This window comes from Maricaulis maris (assembly GCF_036322705.1).
Lineage (GTDB): Bacteria > Pseudomonadota > Alphaproteobacteria > Caulobacterales > Maricaulaceae > Maricaulis > Maricaulis maris_B.
Window position 1 is genome coordinate 86,718 of record NZ_AP027270.1, and the last position, 16,260, is coordinate 102,977.

Genomic DNA, 16,260 nt, shown 5'->3' on the forward strand with positions numbered 1-16,260 from the left:
ACCGCGCGTGGGCCCGGGCGCAAGGCCGGGATGCTTGAGGCCATCGTCTAGAGGCGGCGGCTTTCGCGGTGGTAGAGCCAGGCCGCCAGCGCGGACGCCAGTGCTGTGAATGCGAAAATGAAATGCATGGACCCCTCCATCGCGGCCTTTTGCCGTCTCGACCTCGTTCTACCCGCTAAGTCCTTATCAAGCGTAAAAGAATCGGGATTATCCCGGCGCCCGTCACGGCTTCGTGAGCGATCTGTCAGAAGCCTGTCGCACCGTCATGATGTAAGACGGACCCAAACATCCTGTTTGATGAGGGGAAATCATGCGTCGTCTGTTCATTGCATCTGTCGCCCTGGCCGCCTTGATGGCCGCACCGGTCCTGGCCCAGGACGACCCCATGCCGGAAAGCATCGAGAGCGCTGTCTCCGACGCCAGTCGGCCGGAAACTGACCGCCAGCTTGATGCCGCACGACATCCGGCCGAGGTCCTGCTGTTCGCCGGGGTTGAGCCGGGCTGGCGTGTTGCCGACATGGCGGCCGGGGGTGGCTATTATTCACGCGTCCTGTCGACCGCAGTCGGGACCAGTGGTCACGTCTACACGATGAACCCGACCTGGGTCGCCGAAGACTTTGCCGAAACCGATGCCGCGCTGGCCGCCATCGCTGCCGAACGTGCGAACATGACGCATTTCAGCGCGCCGATGGAAAGTTTTGGCGATAACATCGACCTGCCGCTGGACGCGGTTTTCATGGTGCTTTTCTACCATGACACGGCGTGGGACGGGACCGATCGTGCGGCGATGAACCGCGAGATTTTCGACTCGCTCCGTCCGGGCGGTGTCTTTGTCGTGATCGACCATCACGCCGTCGCGGGGACCGGTCTTGAGGCGGTTGAAAGCCTGCACAGGATCGACGAAGCCGCGGTGATCGAGGAAATCAGCGCTGCCGGCTTCGAACTCGAAGCCAGCAGCGCCATGTTGGCCAATGCCGAGGACGCACGCGAAATCAGCGTCTTTGATCCCTCGATCCGGCGTCACACCGATCGCTTTGTCCTGCGTTTCCGCAAGCCGGACTGATCAGGCGGCGTCGAGCTCGGCGCGGAAGTGGTTCAGCTCCTGATCAAGGCGGTTGGCGGCTTCGCCGAGCTCACTGGAGGCGCGGGTAAAGGCTTCGGCGGCGTCATTGGTCCGCTGGGCGGCATCGCTCACCGAGCCCATGGAGTTATTGACTTCGGTGGTCTCGACCGCGGCGCGTTCCGCCAGGGAGGCAATTTCCTGGGTCGCCTGGTTCTGCTCGGCAAAGGCGCCCTGGACACTTTCGGTCGAGGTGCGCAATTCCGAGATGATCTCGGCGATCCGGCCCAGCGAGGTCGCCGCGCCGCCGGAGGCGCCACGCATGGCTTCGATCTTCTGACCGATATCGCTTGAGGCCCGGGTCGTTTGCTCGGCCAGGGCCTTGACCTCGGAGGCGACGACCGCGAAGCCCTTGCCGGCTTCACCGGCGCGTGCCGCTTCGATGGTTGCGTTCAGGGCCAGCAGGTTGGTCTGTTCGGCGACGTCGGCGACGAGGCGCATGATGTCCTCGATCTCCTTGGCGGCTGTTTCCAGCGCGTCGATCGACCGTCCGGCGCCCTCGGCTTCCGCAGCGGCGCGATCAGACACATCGCCGCTATTCTCGAGAATGCGGGCAACTTCGCCGATCGAAGCCGACAATTCCTGGGCGGCTGCCGCCACAGACTGGACATTGCTGTTGGTGGTGGAAGCACGATTGGCGGCCTGGGTGGCGCCTTCTCGGGTTGCCTGCGCGTCGCCGCTCAAATCGGAAGCGAGCGTGCTGACCTGTTGGGCGGCGCCGGAAATGCCGCCGGAGACCACCCGCAGGGCCTCCTCGAAGCCACGGGCCAGCTTGGCCACGGCCATCCGCTGGTGCTCGGCCTTGTCACGGGTCTGTGCCTGGTCTTTTGCGCTCTCGGCAGCCGCAGCCTGCGCTTCGGCGGCTTCGGTTGCCTTGCGGTCAGCGCCGATCAGGGCTTCGGAGGCGTTATAGGTCATCCAGCCCAGCGCGCCCGCCTGGCCGACGACGACGACAGCATGGAAGACAACGCGGAAGAATTCAGCCCCTTCCGGGAAGAGGGCCCACGGCAGGAAGAAGTTCAGCGACAGGTGATGGACGGCGGTGGCCGCGGAGGCGGCCACGATCACGCGCCAGTCCAGCATCACGGCCGAGATCGACAGAGCCGCGAAGAACATCATGTGCATGTCGATCTGCCATGCCTTCCCGCTCAGCAGATAGACGAAGAGCGCAGGGAAGGCGATCAAGGCGGCGCCGACCGTGGACCGCGAGGCGCTGGTGTTCGGATTCAGCCGCCAGCTGGCGGCGGCAATGGCGAGCACGATGCCCCCGACGAGTCCGGCCGGCACAAGGCGTTCCGGGGCGGTGAAGGTCGCGGCAACCATCAAGGAAACCCAAAGGCCACCCATGATCATCACGGTGACGGTCTGGGCGCGCTGGCGGATGGTATCGAGACTGGTCATGAGGGAAGACTTTCTCTGGCAGTGCGGACCGTTTGTCCGAAGGGTTCAACAAGGCAGCCACGAAAGGCGCTGGCGGGCAGGATGATCCACGCGCCGGCATCACGCAGGGCCTGGCGGGCGGACGGATCGGAGAGAACAAAGATGCCGATATTCTCGGTGCGCCCGAAGGTGAGCGTCGATTGTCCGGACTCGGCAGCGGCCATGACAACGTCGCGCGCCTGCCAGCCGGGCGGGAAGATCGCCGCATAGCGATCATTCGCCGGCGTCTCCACCGCCGCAAGCAATGGCGTTGCCGCCGTTATTGCAATTAGAAGTATAGTTGGTGCGCTTTTCAGCATTGCCGAGCAAACCCCGTCCTTATCCCACCCTCTTTAAACGGGCGTTGGTTAATCAGGGTTTACCTCGTTGTGTCATGCAATATTACGACCTTGCTCCACCGCGCCATTCGGCGCAAAGCAGGCCGAAGATCAGGCTGTCGCGAACCCCGATATGGGTCTCCCACTGGCCGCGGAGACGGCCCTCCAGGGTGAAGCCGAGCCCGGTTGCAACCGCGATCGAGCCGGCATTGTCGGGGTCTGTATCGGCAAACACGCGCCGCAGGCCCTGTTCGCCAAATGCGAAGTCGAGGACCCGGGCAACGGCCTCGCGGACATAGCCCTTGCGTCGGGCGTCGGGACGAATGATGTAGCCGGTCTCGGCGATCCCGGGCTTGTGATCAATCAGAACCACCCATCCCAGGGCGTCTTTCGGATCGCCCGGCAGGGTGATCGCCCAGGCACGGACCGTCGACGAACCAATCGACCCGCGCAGATAGTCACGAGCCGCTTCCACGCTCTCAAGCGGGCCGCGCGACCAGTATCGCATGGTCGTTTCGTCGCTCAGCGCCGGATAGAGCGCCGCCGCGTCGTCAAGAACGAGCGGCCGCAGCAGCAATCTGTCCGTGGTCAGGGTCGGTACGGTGCAGGCCGGGCCCCGCTCGGTTAGCGCGTCATGGCTGACGTCGAGGCGGATCTCCTCGAAGCGCTCTTCGATGCAGGCCTGCATGGTGGTGAAACAGTCCCGGGAGAACCAGTCATGGTCGGCAAAGCAGGTTTTGCGCACCTCGTCCGATGGCCATGCGGCATAGGACCAGTACAGGCCGTCCTCGCCCCGGTGCAGCACAGCGCCGTATGAGCCGCATTCACGGTGGATGTGCCGCGTACCCTCCGCCCAGGCGGCTTCGAACGCGGTCTCGCAGCCGGGTTTGAGTCGCCAGCGATAGAGGACTGCCGCGCTCACGCCTCGGGCGTGGCGTTGTCCGCAAGCCGCTGCTTGCGCAGGACGCTGGCCTTCACCTTCTGGCTTTCCGAGCGCAGCTGGCCACAGGCGGCGAAGATGTCGCGACCGCGCGGCGTGCGGATCGGCGAGGCATAGCCGGCCTTGTTCACGACATCGGCAAAGGCTTCGATCTGGTCCCAGTCGGAGCACTCATACGGGCTGTTAGGCCACGGATTGAACGGGATCAGGTTGATCTTGGCCGGAATGCCCTTGAGCAGTTTCACCAGCGCCTTGGCTTCGGCGAGACTGTCATTGACGCCTTTCAGCATTACATACTCGAAGGTCACGCGCTTGGAATTGCCCAAGCCCGGATACTCCCGGATCGCATTCATCAGCTCGACCAGCGGGTATTTCTTGTTCAGCGGCACCAGCTCGTCGCGCAGCGTGTCATTGGTCGCATGCAGCGAGATCGCCAGCATGGTGCCGGTGCGTTCGCCCAATTCCTTGATCTTCGGCACCACACCGGATGTCGAGACGGTGGTGCGCCGGCGCGAGATGGCGATGCCTTCACCATCCGAGATGATGTCGATCGAGGTCGCGACATGGTCGAGATTGTAGAGCGGCTCGCCCATGCCCATGAAGACGATATTGGTGATCTTGCGGTTCTCGTTCGAGGTCGGCCATTCCTCGAGATCGTCGCGCGCGATCATCACCTGAGCGACGATCTCGGCGGCGGTCAGGTTGCGGACCAGCGCCTGGGTGCCGGTATGGCAGAAGGTACAGTTGAGCGTGCAGCCAACCTGGCTGGACACGCAAAGCGCGCCCGAACGGGCGACATCGGGGATGAACACGGTCTCGCACTCGACGCCGGGCGCCAGCTCGATGAGGTATTTGCGAGTGCCGTCGACCGAGACCTGGCGGTCAATCAGCTTGGGCCGGTAGAGGGCGTACTTGTCGGCGATGACGGCGCGGAGGTCCTTCGAGATATTGGTCATCTCGTCGAAGGAGGTCACGCCGTAATGATAGATCCAGCGCCACAGCTGCTCGGCGCGCATCTTGGCTTTCTTCTCATCAACACCACAGGCGATCGCGACCTGACGCAATTCCTCGCGCGTCATCCCGGCGAGTGAGGGCAGGGCGCGCGGCGTGGTTTCGTCGATGCGCGGAGCATTGGCGTTGCGGGCATCAATGTTCAGGGCGTGGTTCATGGCCGCCAGACTATCCCAGTTGAAACGAAGGCGCGCGATCTATCATGAAAGCGCGGCAAAACCGAATCCCGATCTGTGGGCCGATGGACCCGGGTCTAGTTGCAGAGCGCCTCGACCCGTTGCAGCGCAGCCGTGACGCCGGACAGCGAGAATTCATAGGAGGTGGCCGCACCGTCGATCGTGGTGCCGGTGACCCGCATCACCGAGCCGCGGCGCATGGCGCTGATCAATTCGCTCTCCTCGTCGAGATCGTCGAGGAAGCCTTCCTGGCCATCGGCGAACATGTCGAAGCGGTCCGATCCGACCCGCACCTGCGGCGGGCTCGTCGGACGCAGGTCATAGCCGACCAGCAGGGAGGGCTGCTCCTCGACAGCGCCCGATTGCCAGGTCGCCACGAGGAAATAGACATTGCCATGCTCATGGGCGCGCGGGGCGCTGTCGGTCGGACGGCTCAAGGCATAGCAGGACAGGCCGGCATCGGTGTTCCGGGTGAAGACGCGCCAGTCACTGTACTCGCCGCGAAACTGCGGCTCGTCCTGGGCCAGAGCGGGAGCGCCCAGACCAGAGATCAGGCCGGTCATCAGGCCAAGGGCCAGGCAGGCATGTCGAAAACGCACGGGGATCATCCTCACAACGACGCACTCACACTGCCCGATAGGGCATCCCTATGGCGGTATGATGGCGGAGTTAACCGGAGCCTAATAGACGCCGCATTGACCCCGATCAGCGATGATTTCCGAACTTCCTTGTCGCCTCGGCCAGGCTCTCGAGATCGGGACCGCCGGGCATCAGCGGCCGCTCCGGGAAGCCACCGAAATTGATCTGCCGATCATAGAGGGTGATCGCGCAGGCCACCGAGACATTGACGCAGAACTTGGTCGGGATCTTCACGATGTGGGAGCAGCGGGCCTGCATCGCCTCCGACAGGGACCCCCGCTCGCGCCCGAAGACATAGGCCGCGCACAGGGGGTGACGGAAGCTGGGCAGCTCGACCGCGTCGTCGGTCAGCTCGACACCGACCAGCTGGCAGTTCGAGGGCAGGACCATGCCGTCGACATTGTCCCATTCATAGTAGGGAACATGGTCGACCGATTTGGCGGTATCGGCGCGATAGACGTCGCGGACCTTGTGGCTGGCATTGATGGTGAAGGCGAAGCTCGAGCCGAAGGCGTGCGCCGTACGCAGGATGGCGCCGAGATTCATCGGTTTGGAGATGCCTTCGGCGCCGACGCCGAAATAGCCGCGCAGATTGGCCATGATCAGCGCACGCCTGCGGTAATGCGTCCATCGGGATGGACCATGGCATGCTTCATGCCCGGCGAGTTGAACGGGGCGGCGAGATTACCGTCCTTGTCGACCGCGATGATGCCGCCCTCGCCGCCCAGGGCGCCGACATCGGCCAGCGCGCCGGCAACCGCGTCGGACAGCGACTGACCGCCATAGGCCATCCGCGCCGAGACGTCCTTGGCGGTCGCGGTGCGCAGGAAATACTCGCCCTGTCCGGTACAGGAAATGGCGACATGGCCATCGGCCCAGCAGCCCGACCCGATGACCGGACTGTCGCCGACCCGGCCTTCCATCTTGTTCAGTGTGCCGCCGGTCGAGGTCGCCGCCGCGAGGCGTCCCTCGAGATCGAGGGCGACGCAGCCGACCGTCCCGGTCGCGATGGCGCGGCTGTCGGGAGCCGCCGCCGGTGTATAGTAGTCATTCACGCTTGCGACCCGCTCGAGCTCGGTCTCGCCGCAGAAACGCTCGGCGCCGCGGCTGGCCAGCATGACGTGTGGCGTGGTGTCCATGACCGCCCGGGCTGCCGAGATCGGGCTGGTGAAGCCGGTCAGCGCGGCGACCGATCCGGCACGCTGGGTGCTGCCATCCATGATCGCGGCATCGAGCTCGTAGCGACCGGCCTTGTTCGGCGACGCGCCCTTGCCTGCCACGTAAAGACCGGAGGCTTCCAGTTCGCGGACGATGTCCTGGACGATGTCGAGCGCGTTGGCGCCGATCGCCAGGCGCGCCTTTCCGGCTTCCGCCAGGCCGCGCATATGTTCGATTTCCGTAGCGTAGTCGCGATCGGCCAAGGTGCCGGCGCCGCCGTGCAGCAAGAGGGCGTAACGTCCGCTCATCATGTCCATCCCGGTTCGGTTTTCAGATCTGGTGATTGCTCTAGCACCGCTCGGACATCCCGCCCAAGCCGGATTTCTGTCGCCGGCCAGCCGTTACCGCGGATTTTCTTTTGCGGGCGGTCACGCTATGTCGCTGACATCGATAAAGGGGAGTGTCTCATGAAACTCGACTCATCCATTGCCGCCATTGTCACGGGCGGCGCATCCGGTCTCGGCGAAGGTACAGCCCGCCGTCTGGCGGCCGATGGTGCCAAGGTTGCCATCTTCGACATGAATGCCGAGCGCGGCGAAATGGTCGCCAAGGAAATCGGCGGCGTGTTCTGCCAGGTCAACGTCTCCGACGAGGCCAGCATTGATGCCGGTCTGGCCAAGGCGCGTGAAGCGCACGGCCAGGAACGCGTCTTCGTCAATTGCGCCGGGATCGGCTGGGCCGAGAAGACGGCGCGCCGGTCGTCCTCCACCGGTGAAGTCTCTGCGCATTCCGCCAAGGGCTTCCAGACCGTCATCGCGGTCAACCTTGTCGGCTCCTTCCTGTGTGCGTCGAAATCGGCCGCCGGCATGATGTCGCTGGACCCGCTCGGCGGTTCCGGTCGCGGTGTCATCGTCAATACGGCGTCGGTCGCGGCCCAGGACGGCCAGATCGGCCAGGTCGCCTATGCTGCCTCCAAGGGCGGCATTTACGGGATGACCCTGCCCATGGCGCGCGATCTCGCCAAGGAAGGCATTCGCGTCAACACCATCCTGCCGGGCTTCTTCGAAACGCCGATCTACCAGCAGATGCCGCCGGAAGTGAAAGTCTCGCTCGCCTCGCACCTGCAATTCCCGCAGCGCTTCGGCACGCCTGAAGAGTATGCCGATCTCGTGGCCTTCATGGTGAGCTCCGACTACATCAACGCCGAATGCGTCCGTCTCGACGCCGGCGCGCGCATGCCCCCGAAATAGGCGGCGACCGCACACCAGACAGACAGAAGGCCGGGGGTGACCCCGGCCTTTTTTCTTGCCTGATTTCCGGGGCGATTTTGGTCCCCGATCCGGTGATCAGAAGGTGTGACTGATGCTCAGGCGGGCGTTCAGCGGCTCGCCGGTCGAGATGTTGGAATTGCTGTGTGCATCGGGGAAATAGTCTTCGTCGAACAGGTTCTCGATGTTCAGCTGCAGCCGGGTCTCGTCATCGAGATCATAGAACACGGCGGCGTCAACGCGGGTATAGGCCGGGATCTCGACGGAATTGTCCTCGAGGACGAAATAGGCGCCCTGATAGGTCGCGCCGAGCGCGAGACCGATCTGCTCGGTGAGCTGATAGCGGTTCCACACCGACAACATGTGTTCGGGCGTCTGACGGGTCGCATTGCCGTCAAACCCGCCGCCCTCGACCACACCATCGAGATAACTGTAGCCGGCATTGATCGTCCAGGCCGGGGTGACCTCGCCGATCAATTGAAGTTCGAAGCCCTCGGTCGTGCTCCCGGCGACCGTGGTGACCACCGAGGCGTCGTCGGGGTCGACCGTGGTGAACTGACCGCGTTCCAGTTGGAAGATCGCTGCGGTGACGCTGAACCGGCGCGTGATGTCCCACTTGGCACCGATTTCCCGGTTTTCGAAGGTCTGGGGCCGGATATCCTCGGTGGTCGGGCTCAGGGTCAGGAACTGGTCGCCGGCGCTGGGCAGGAAGGTCTCGCTGTAGCTGGCATAGACGGACAGGTTCTCGGCCGGCTTGTAGATCAGGCCAAAGCGCGGCGAGACTTCCTCATCGACCCGGCCGCGACGGCCGCTATCGGTCGCCGAGACGGCGCGCCGGTCGAGGACGGCGACATCGAACCGGTCAAGCCGCGCGCCGAGAACCAGCTTGAGGCTGTCGGTCAGATCAATCTGGTCCTGGATGTAGAAGGAGGTGAAGCTGACCTGTGAGCTGCGGTCACGGGCCGGTGCCGAGAAGGCGAACGCCGGGACTACCAGCGGGTTGCTGAAGTCGATGGTGATCTGGTCGTCATTGCTGGCCGCAAACACATTATCGAAGCGGGCATTGTCCGTGTCCTGCTCGCCATATTCGCCACCGAACAGGAAGGTGTGGCCGAACGGACCGGTCTCGAATTCACCGACCAGATTGGCCTGCACGACCAGATTGGTGCGCGCCGTGGTGTCGCGATAGCCGTCCAGCGTGACCTGGTTCGGGGTGGTGGCGGTGTTGAAGCTGGCGGCGTAGATATTCTGGTAGGCCTTGTCATAGTCGGCGTACTGGACCGTCACATTGCCGCGCAGCTGGTCGGTATACTCATGGTCGATCCGGGCGCGGAAGGTATGCGCCTGGAGCGTGGTCCGGTTGCCATCCCGCGAGCCGAAGAAGGTGTCGTCCTGGCCGGTCAGGGGGCGGTCGGGGCCGCCGACCACGGCGACCGAGGGGACGCCGCGGTCCACGACGCGATCGTCATCGAGATACTCGTAGAAGAAGGTCGCCGTGGTTTCGTTGCCGAGCCGGGTCCGGAAGGTCGGGTTGATGCCATAGCGCGATCCCTCGAAGGCGTCGCGGTGGTTGGCGACGTCCTCGACAAAGGCATTCAGGCGAAGGGCGGCTCCGTCGCCGGCTTCGATATTGGTGTCGCCGCTCAGCTGATAGGCGCCAAAGCTGTCCACAGCGCCGCTGATCGAGGTGAAGCGCTCGCCAAAGACCGGGTCCTTGGTCACCCGATTGACCACGCCGCCACCGCCGCCGCGGCCAAACAGCAGGGCGTTCGACCCGCGCAGGATCTCGACCTGCTCGAGATTGTAGAGCGGCCGGTAGTATTGCACGTCGTCGCGAATGCCGTTGAGGAAGAAGTCGGCGGTGGACTGGTTGCCACGGATATTGATCGAGTCCCGGTGCCCCTCGCCCTGGCTGCTGGACAGGCCCGGCGTGTAGCGCAGGATGTCGGCAAGATTGGTGAAGCCCTGCTCGGTAATCTGGATATCGGTCACGATGGACAGGCTTTGCGGCACATCCAGGATCGGCGTCGGGGTCTTCACCGCATTGAGCTGGTCGAGCGACAGGAAGCGGCCATTGACCTGGATCACATCCTGGTCCTCCTGCGCACAGGCCAGGCCGGCGCCGAGGCTGACAGAGAGAAGGGTTGAGGCCAGCAGGCGGCACGCGTTTGACATGACGGGATCCAATAATGCGAATGAAAGTCAAAAGCGGGGTATTGATAACGAGAATGAGTGTCAAGCGCACAGTTGGGCCGGGGCTGTGTCCGGGGCGTTGCACGTAGAAAAGTGTGGCCTGATCGCCTTAGCTGAGCCCTGTCGGGCGAGCGGGGCGGTTGCCCCAGGCCGGGTCCAAGGCCGGATGCCGGGCAAAAGAAAAGGGCTGGCGCCCGGCGCCAGCCCTTCCTGCAAATCCGACCGGGCCGCCGGTTAGTCGGCGGCGGGCCGGACGATCTGATTGCCCAGATTGGACATCACGTCACGGGCATCGAAGGCGCTGGGATCATCCGGCTTGGTGCCACGGCCGAAATAAATCTCGGCGCTGGCCTCGTAGCGGGTGCTCTCGCGATAGCTGACATCATCCCAGAACGGGTCGCGCCAACCATGCCAGCCCCAGCGCGGATGGAAATAGGTGTAGTTGACGCTGAAGCCGGCATAGGGCGAGCGCCCGATCCCCGACGTCATGACGCGGGTATCCTCATCGGTGGCGCGGCTGACGACCGTGAAATAATCATACCCGCTTTCGACCGTCAGTTCGGCGGCGCGGTAGAGCAGATAGGTCTCGACGGTCTCCCGATCGGTCAGCGAATTGCCTTCGAAGGAAATCCGGTAGCGATTGGCTTCGATCCGGGTCTCGGTGAAGCCGGGCTGCGATCCCTCGGCGGCCTGATAGGGCGTTGGCGTGGCGCAACCCGCCACAACGGCGAGGCTGGCGAGCGTGACAAGAAGGCGGCTCATACGGGGCTCCTTTTTTCCGGTTTACGGTCCCCACCTCATTAAATATGACTCGTCGCGCCCGTATGGAAGGGGCCGACTCCCCGTCGGGGAGCATAGGGGCGTCTGGCCTAGCGTCAAACCCCGGTTTGAAGGTTGAAACCGGGGTCGACGTCACGGGGCGGGCGATCGGGGTATGAAGTGGCGATATGGATATGGCCTGGCCGCGCTGGGCGCGGCGCTTGGCCTGCCCGCGCCGGCTGCCGCGTCGGCTGTCGTGACTGCGCTCGAGCACAATGATGCGACCACGGTCAGGCGGGTTTGCGAGCAAGCCGGTCTGTCTGTCGCGGTCTGCACGTGCATCGCGCGCGAGGCCAATTCACGCTTCAATCATGACCAGCTCGATGTGATCGGCACGGCAATGCCTGCGCTGGAGCGGATTACCGACGATGCCACCCTCATGGCGGAGCGGGCGCCGGCAATCCAGTTCTCCGCCGAGCAACTCGTCCAATTGCGCCAACGCGCGGAGGCGGCCGATGTGGTGATCGGCCAGGCTTGCGGGATCGGTCTTCGCCTCGGTCGCCGCGAATAGATTTGCCGACGGGCGTGCCCGTCAGCGCAGATCCATTTCCACGATCAGGGTCGCCGGCCGTTCCGCCTCGGGTGTCGAGCCATCGGCCGGGAAGAGGGGCCAGGCCGCATTGGCGACAAGCCAGGCGCGGCCGTCGGCAAGATCGACCAGGGTTGGTTCGGTGTCGCCGCCCATCGCCGGATGCCCGCGCAGCAGAACGTCAACATGGGCGACCTCAACGCCGGTTGGATCGAGGTCGATCGCCATGACCTGGTGGGGCCGGGCGCCATTGCGGACCGCGATCAGGCGGCCATCGCGGGTCTGGCGCAGCCCGTCTATGCCGATCAGGCTGGTCTCATTGGTGCGGACGAGGCTGGCGCTGCCATCGGTCAGGTCAATCCGCCAGATGCCCATCGAGTAGTCCGCCACGTAAAGCGCGCCGCGGGCCAGGGCGACGCCCTGCAGGCTGACGAAGCGGGGGTCTTCGGAAAGGACTTCCAGTTCGCCGGACACATTGTCCAGCTTGTAGACCCGCGGGGCCTGGCTGTCGGAGATGTAGACGCTGCCGTCCCGGACCACGAAGTCGGCCAGCTGGACAGCGCCGTCTATCGTGTAGCGGCGATAGAGTTCGCCGGAGACCAGGTCGAAGGCGAACAGGGCAGTGCCGCCAGCCTCGCCGTCTGCGAGCGGTGTCTGGTCAACCGAGCCTGAGGCCGCCCACAGCATCCGTGTGCGGTCATCCACGAAGAGGCCGAAGACCGACCACAGACCGTCGTCGCGATCCGCGAACACCACAGGTTCGTCACGGGCGAAGGGCTCCAGCATCAGAATGTCGCGTTCGGTCACCGAGGACACAAAAATCCGGTCGGTCTCGATATCAACCGCGACGCCCTCGATCAGCGCGTCGGGCCGGTTGATGCGGGCGACGATCTCGCCATTGCCGACCGGCGTTTCATTCCGGCTGAGGGCTAGCCGGATGTCAGCCAGCCTGTCCGCATCGGCAGCGTCCAGCAGGGCGATGGTCTCGTCGGTGGGCTCGAAGGCGAGGCCGGCGGCCGCCATCGTCTCAAGCGCCTCAAAGCCGTCATCGGCCCGCTCGGCGCGGGTCGCGATGGTGACGAGGGCGCGCAGGACGGCGGGGTGTCCGGGCTTGAGATCGAGCGCAGCCTGCATCAGCCGTCGCGCACTTTCCATGTCGCCGGCGCGTAGCGACCGGCTCGCCTCGCTGAACATTTCCAGCGCGATGGTTTGGGCTGTGGGCGACGTCGTGTCGGCGTCCTGCGCGATGGTCGGGGTCGCCAGAAGGGCTGTGAAAGTCGCGGCAAGTGCCAGTGATCTCAGTGTCATCTGTCCGTTTTCCCCCTGAAACGCGGCCCGAATGCGACCAGTTCAGGGATAATATGGGGAAATGCCAAGCCCGAAACGCACTGTTGTGTGAGCCATCGGGCCTTGCCGCGATCAGAGCGCGATCGAGACCGGTCCCTCATCCTCGACCGGCCCGGTCAGGATGACGTGATCATCCGCCTCGCGCCATTCCACACGCAAATCGCCACCATCGGCGTGGATCGTGACGCGACGTTCGCACAGGCCGCGTCGATGCGCGGCAACCAGGGCGGCGCAGGCGCCGGTTCCACAGGCGGCAGTCAGACCGGCCCCGCGCTCCCAGACCCGCAAGCGGATATGATCTGCATCGAGGATCTGCGCGAAGCCGGCATTGACGCGGTCGGGAAACAGCGGATCGAGCTCGACCTCGCGACCCAGCGCGGCAACCGGCAGGCTGTCCATGTCCCGGATGAAGAAGACGGCGTGCGGATTGCCCATCGAAACGGCGCCGGGCGCCTCGATACGCACCCCCCCGGCTTCCGCCGCAAAATCCACGGTGACGGTGTCCATGGCGCGGGCCAGCGGGATGTCCTGCCAGCCCAGGCGCGGAGCCCCCATGTCGACGCTGACGGTCATCGGGCCGGCATCGCTGGCGTGCAGGCGCCCGCCCACCGTCTCAAGGGCGACAGCGTCGAGCCCGCCACCCTGCATGATCGCCCAGGCCGCCGCCCGGGTCCCGTTTCCGCAGGCGCCAACCTCTTCGCCGTCGGCGTTCCAGATCCGCATGAAGGCGTCGGCTGTAGCGCAATCCTCGAGGACGAGCAGCTGATCGAAACGATGAGCCGCGGCCATCGCCCTTACCGCATCGCGGGTCAGGCCCGGCGTCACCGTCCCTCCGCGCCGGTCGGCGAGGATGAACCGGTTGCCCGCTCCATTCATCAAACGTGCGTCCATGGTCGCTTCGATACCGTTCCCCTCCCTTTACGTCCACCACTGCTCTGGTGTTAATGGCCGCACACACATCAGAGGGGAAGAGACTGATGAGAGTATATCGCAATATCTGGGCGGTGACCGCCAGCGCCGCCATCCTCGCGGCCTGCAGCCAGCCCGCCAGTGAAGAGGGTGACGCTGTGTCCACCGAAACACCCGGCGCCTCGACCGGGCGCCAGATCGTCGAGATCGATCCGAACAATGATCCGCGCGTCTGGCTCGAAGAGGTCGAGGGTGAACAGGCCCTGGAATGGGTGGAGGGCCAGAACGAGCGGACCTTCGCACGCCTGCAGGGCGATGAGCGCTATCAGGGTCTCTACGATCAGGCGCTGGCCATTTACGAGTCCAATGACCGTATCCCCTACGGTTCCTATTCCGGTGGCTATGTCTGGAATTTCTGGCAAGACGCCGAGTATACGCATGGCCTGTGGCGCCGCACCTCGCTCGAGAGCTATCTGAGCGATACGCCGGAGTGGGATGTCGTGCTGGATCTCGACGCCCTGTCCGAGAGCGAGGACATGAACTGGGTCTGGCGTGGCTCCAACTGCCTGGCGCCAGACTATGACCGCTGCATGCTGACCCTGTCGGACGGTGGCTCGGACGCCGCCGTGCGCCGCGAGTTCTCGATCTCCGACCGCGCCTTTGTCGAGGGCGGTTTCGAAACGCCGGAGGCCAAGGGCGGTGTCAGCTGGATTGACGAAAACACGCTGATGGTCGGCCTCGCCACCAGCCCCGAGGACACCACGGATTCGGGCTATCCCTCGGTCGCCTATCGCTGGGAGCGGGGCACCGATCTCGCCGATGCCACGGAAGTGGTCCGGGGCGATGCCGAGGATGTCGGCCTCTTCACCTTCCGGTCCGAGGACCATGACGGCACCGTCTACATGATGGCCTCGGAAGCCGACACCTTCTACGATACGACTTGGTGGTATCTTCCTTCGGATGCGGCGCCGATGCAGCTGCCGCTGCCGACCAAGTCCTCGATTCAGGACCTTTACCAGGGCGAGCTCGTCTTCACGATCGAAGAGGCATGGACCCCGGTCGAGGGTGGCGAGACCTTCCCGCAGGGCGCGCTCCTGTCCTTCACCATGGCCGATTTCGCGGCCACCGGAGAGCTGCCCGCGGTGAAGACCGTCTTCGTGCCGGGTCCGCGCCAGTCCTTGGGCGGCATGGGCTCGACGGCTTCGGCCTTCCTGGTCGCGATCGACGAGAATGTTGTCGGCGGGCTCGAGGCCTTCCATTTCGAGGATGGCGCCTGGACGTCGGAGACGGTCCCGGTCCCCGCCAACATGACGATCAGCCTCGGCGGGACGAATTCCCACCACGATGTGGCCTTCATGAATGCCGAGGGTTTCCTGACGCCGGACAGCTATTTCATGGTCGATGCGGCCGAGCTGACGGTCGAGGAAATCAAGTCCATCCCGGCGCAGTTCGATGCCGAGGGCCTCGTCGTCGAGCAGCTCGAAGTGGCGTCCACCGATGGCACGATGGTGCCGTATTTCGTGGTCCGCCGCGAAGACACGGTGATGGACGGCAGGACGCCGACCCTGCTCTACGCCTATGGCGGTTTCCAGGTCTCCATCCGTCCGAGCTATTCCGGTTCGCGCGGCCAGCTCTGGCTGGAAAATGGCGGCGCCTATGTGGTCGCCAATATCCGTGGCGGTGGCGAGTTTGGTCCGGCCTGGCACCAGGCCGGCCTGAAAATGAACCGTCAGCGCATCTATGATGACCTGATTGCCGTGGCCGAGGACCTGTCGGCTCGCGGCCTCACCAGCCCACGCCATCTCGGCGTCTATGGTGGCTCCAATGGCGGCTTGCTGACGGGTGTCATGTATACCCAGCGTCCGGATCTGTGGAACGCCGTCGTCTCGGCTGTCCCGCTGCTCGACATGCTGCGCTATCACACGCTGCTGGCCGGTGCCTCCTGGATGGGTGAATACGGCAATCCGGAAGACCCGGACGAGGGTGGTTTCCTGCGCTCGATCTCGCCCTATCACAATGTCGATGCGAACGGCGATTATCCGGAAATCTACCTGTACACCTCGACCAAGGATGACCGCGTCCATCCGGGCCATGCCCGCAAGATGGCGCATCTCCTGGAAGAGCTCGGGCACGACTATCTCTATTACGAGAACACCGCCGGCGGTCACTCGGCCGCGGCCAATCTCGGTGAGCGGGCCCGCAGTGATGCGTTGCTCTACACCTTCCTGATGCAAAAGCTGATGGATGATGTCGATCCGCTCGACGCGGAATAGGTCGACCCGGACCAGAGCGAAAACCCCCGGAGCCCGGCTCCGGGGGTTTTTGTTTGGCTGGACCGCCGCCATCCTGCGGGAGTCTGGGTGGCCGGCTGCGAGGTCCGGGCAAACCCGAGCC

15 protein-coding genes are annotated in these 16,260 nt (G+C 64.5%); 4 read left to right on the forward strand and 11 right to left on the reverse strand.

Annotation, left to right across the window (positions count from 1 at the left end):
- Positions 1 to 310: 310 nt before the first annotated feature.
- Positions 311 to 1,063 carry a class I SAM-dependent methyltransferase gene (locus AAA969_RS00465; protein WP_338242420.1) on the forward strand — a complete coding sequence of 251 codons (753 nt, stop codon included), beginning with the start codon at positions 311 to 313 and terminating at the stop codon, positions 1,061 to 1,063.
- Here the strand turns inward: AAA969_RS00465 and AAA969_RS00470 are convergent, their stop codons facing one another.
- The 7 genes from AAA969_RS00470 to AAA969_RS00500 all read right to left on the reverse strand — a co-directional run bounded on the left by AAA969_RS00470 (position 1,064) and on the right by AAA969_RS00500 (position 7,112).
- A complete protein-coding gene (locus AAA969_RS00470) occupies positions 1,064 to 2,521 on the reverse strand; it encodes a methyl-accepting chemotaxis protein (protein WP_338242422.1) in 1,458 nt (485 codons plus the stop codon).
- Positions 2,518 to 2,859: a hypothetical protein gene (locus AAA969_RS00475; RefSeq protein WP_338242424.1), complete on the reverse strand. Its 342-nt coding sequence runs from the start codon at positions 2,857 to 2,859 to the stop codon at positions 2,518 to 2,520. The genes AAA969_RS00470 and AAA969_RS00475 overlap by 4 nt, the downstream gene beginning before the upstream one ends.
- A gap of 82 nt (positions 2,860 to 2,941) precedes the next feature.
- Positions 2,942 to 3,799 carry a GNAT family N-acetyltransferase gene (locus AAA969_RS00480; RefSeq protein WP_338242426.1) on the reverse strand — a complete coding sequence of 286 codons (858 nt, stop codon included), beginning with the start codon at positions 3,797 to 3,799 and terminating at the stop codon, positions 2,942 to 2,944.
- Entirely contained in the window at positions 3,796 to 4,986 is a 1,191-nt protein-coding gene (gene rlmN / locus AAA969_RS00485; RefSeq protein ID WP_338242428.1) for a 23S rRNA (adenine(2503)-C(2))-methyltransferase RlmN, read from the reverse strand. Before rlmN ends, AAA969_RS00480 begins: the two co-directional genes overlap by 4 nt.
- 95 nt (positions 4,987 to 5,081) lie before the next feature.
- The gene (locus tag AAA969_RS00490) at positions 5,082 to 5,612 is read right to left on the reverse strand and encodes an invasion associated locus B family protein (protein WP_338242430.1); all 531 of its coding nucleotides are present in this window, start codon (positions 5,610 to 5,612) and stop codon (positions 5,082 to 5,084) included.
- Between the two features lie 97 nt (positions 5,613 to 5,709).
- Positions 5,710 to 6,234 (reverse strand): RNA methyltransferase, encoded by a 525-nt coding sequence (locus tag AAA969_RS00495; RefSeq protein WP_425325014.1) that lies wholly within the window; start codon positions 6,232 to 6,234, stop codon positions 5,710 to 5,712.
- 11 nt (positions 6,235 to 6,245) lie between these two features.
- Positions 6,246 to 7,112: an isoaspartyl peptidase/L-asparaginase family protein gene (locus AAA969_RS00500; RefSeq protein WP_425324984.1), complete on the reverse strand. Its 867-nt coding sequence runs from the start codon at positions 7,110 to 7,112 to the stop codon at positions 6,246 to 6,248.
- Between the two features lie 156 nt (positions 7,113 to 7,268).
- Here AAA969_RS00500 and AAA969_RS00505 point away from each other — a divergent pair, with 156 nt between their 5' ends.
- The gene (locus AAA969_RS00505; protein ID WP_338242435.1) at positions 7,269 to 8,051 is read left to right on the forward strand and encodes an SDR family NAD(P)-dependent oxidoreductase; all 783 of its coding nucleotides are present in this window, start codon (positions 7,269 to 7,271) and stop codon (positions 8,049 to 8,051) included.
- Positions 8,052 to 8,147: 96 nt separating this feature from the next.
- Here AAA969_RS00505 and AAA969_RS00510 read toward each other — a convergent pair whose 3' ends face one another.
- Both AAA969_RS00510 and AAA969_RS00515 read right to left on the reverse strand, forming a co-directional pair.
- Positions 8,148 to 10,244, reverse strand: a complete 2,097-nt coding sequence (locus tag AAA969_RS00510; protein ID WP_338242437.1) for a TonB-dependent receptor — start codon at positions 10,242 to 10,244, stop codon at positions 8,148 to 8,150.
- Positions 10,245 to 10,496: 252 nt separating this feature from the next.
- A complete protein-coding gene (locus AAA969_RS00515; protein WP_338242440.1) occupies positions 10,497 to 11,024 on the reverse strand; it encodes a CC0125/CC1285 family lipoprotein in 528 nt (175 codons plus the stop codon).
- 172 nt (positions 11,025 to 11,196) lie between these two features.
- Here AAA969_RS00515 and AAA969_RS00520 point away from each other — a divergent pair, with 172 nt between their 5' ends.
- On the forward strand, positions 11,197 to 11,592 hold the full coding sequence (locus AAA969_RS00520) for a hypothetical protein (protein WP_338242442.1): 396 nt from the start codon (positions 11,197 to 11,199) through the stop codon (positions 11,590 to 11,592).
- Between the two features lie 21 nt (positions 11,593 to 11,613).
- On the opposite strand, the gene AAA969_RS00525 is transcribed toward AAA969_RS00520, so the two are convergent.
- Positions 11,614 to 12,918: a hypothetical protein gene (locus AAA969_RS00525; protein WP_338242444.1), complete on the reverse strand. Its 1,305-nt coding sequence runs from the start codon at positions 12,916 to 12,918 to the stop codon at positions 11,614 to 11,616.
- A gap of 111 nt (positions 12,919 to 13,029) precedes the next feature.
- Entirely contained in the window at positions 13,030 to 13,848 is an 819-nt protein-coding gene (dapF, locus tag AAA969_RS00530; RefSeq protein ID WP_338242446.1) for a diaminopimelate epimerase, read from the reverse strand.
- An 86-nt stretch (positions 13,849 to 13,934) separates the two neighbouring features.
- Between dapF and AAA969_RS00535 the strand changes: the two genes are divergently transcribed.
- The gene (locus AAA969_RS00535; RefSeq protein ID WP_338242448.1) at positions 13,935 to 16,139 is read left to right on the forward strand and encodes a prolyl oligopeptidase family serine peptidase; all 2,205 of its coding nucleotides are present in this window, start codon (positions 13,935 to 13,937) and stop codon (positions 16,137 to 16,139) included.
- Positions 16,140 to 16,260: the final 121 nt, after the last annotated feature.

Bases quoted from the DNA above. Each gene is read 5' to 3' on its own strand.
- AAA969_RS00465 (WP_338242420.1), top strand. From the start codon at position 311: ATGCGTCGTCTGTTCATTGCATCTGTCGCCCTGGCCGCCTTGATGGCC.
- AAA969_RS00470 (WP_338242422.1), bottom strand. From the start codon at position 2,521: ATGACCAGTCTCGATACCATCCGCCAGCGCGCCCAGACCGTCACCGTG.
- AAA969_RS00475 (WP_338242424.1), bottom strand. From the start codon at position 2,859: ATGCTGAAAAGCGCACCAACTATACTTCTAATTGCAATAACGGCGGCA.
- rlmN (WP_338242428.1), bottom strand. From the start codon at position 4,986: ATGAACCACGCCCTGAACATTGATGCCCGCAACGCCAATGCTCCGCGC.
- AAA969_RS00490 (WP_338242430.1), bottom strand. From the start codon at position 5,612: ATGATCCCCGTGCGTTTTCGACATGCCTGCCTGGCCCTTGGCCTGATG.
- AAA969_RS00500 (WP_425324984.1), bottom strand. From the start codon at position 7,112: ATGATGAGCGGACGTTACGCCCTCTTGCTGCACGGCGGCGCCGGCACC.
- AAA969_RS00505 (WP_338242435.1), top strand. From the start codon at position 7,269: ATGAAACTCGACTCATCCATTGCCGCCATTGTCACGGGCGGCGCATCC.
- AAA969_RS00510 (WP_338242437.1), bottom strand. From the start codon at position 10,244: ATGTCAAACGCGTGCCGCCTGCTGGCCTCAACCCTTCTCTCTGTCAGC.
- AAA969_RS00515 (WP_338242440.1), bottom strand. From the start codon at position 11,024: ATGAGCCGCCTTCTTGTCACGCTCGCCAGCCTCGCCGTTGTGGCGGGT.
- AAA969_RS00520 (WP_338242442.1), top strand. From the start codon at position 11,197: ATGAAGTGGCGATATGGATATGGCCTGGCCGCGCTGGGCGCGGCGCTT.
- AAA969_RS00525 (WP_338242444.1), bottom strand. From the start codon at position 12,918: ATGACACTGAGATCACTGGCACTTGCCGCGACTTTCACAGCCCTTCTG.
- dapF (WP_338242446.1), bottom strand. From the start codon at position 13,848: ATGGACGCACGTTTGATGAATGGAGCGGGCAACCGGTTCATCCTCGCC.
- AAA969_RS00535 (WP_338242448.1), top strand. From the start codon at position 13,935: ATGAGAGTATATCGCAATATCTGGGCGGTGACCGCCAGCGCCGCCATC.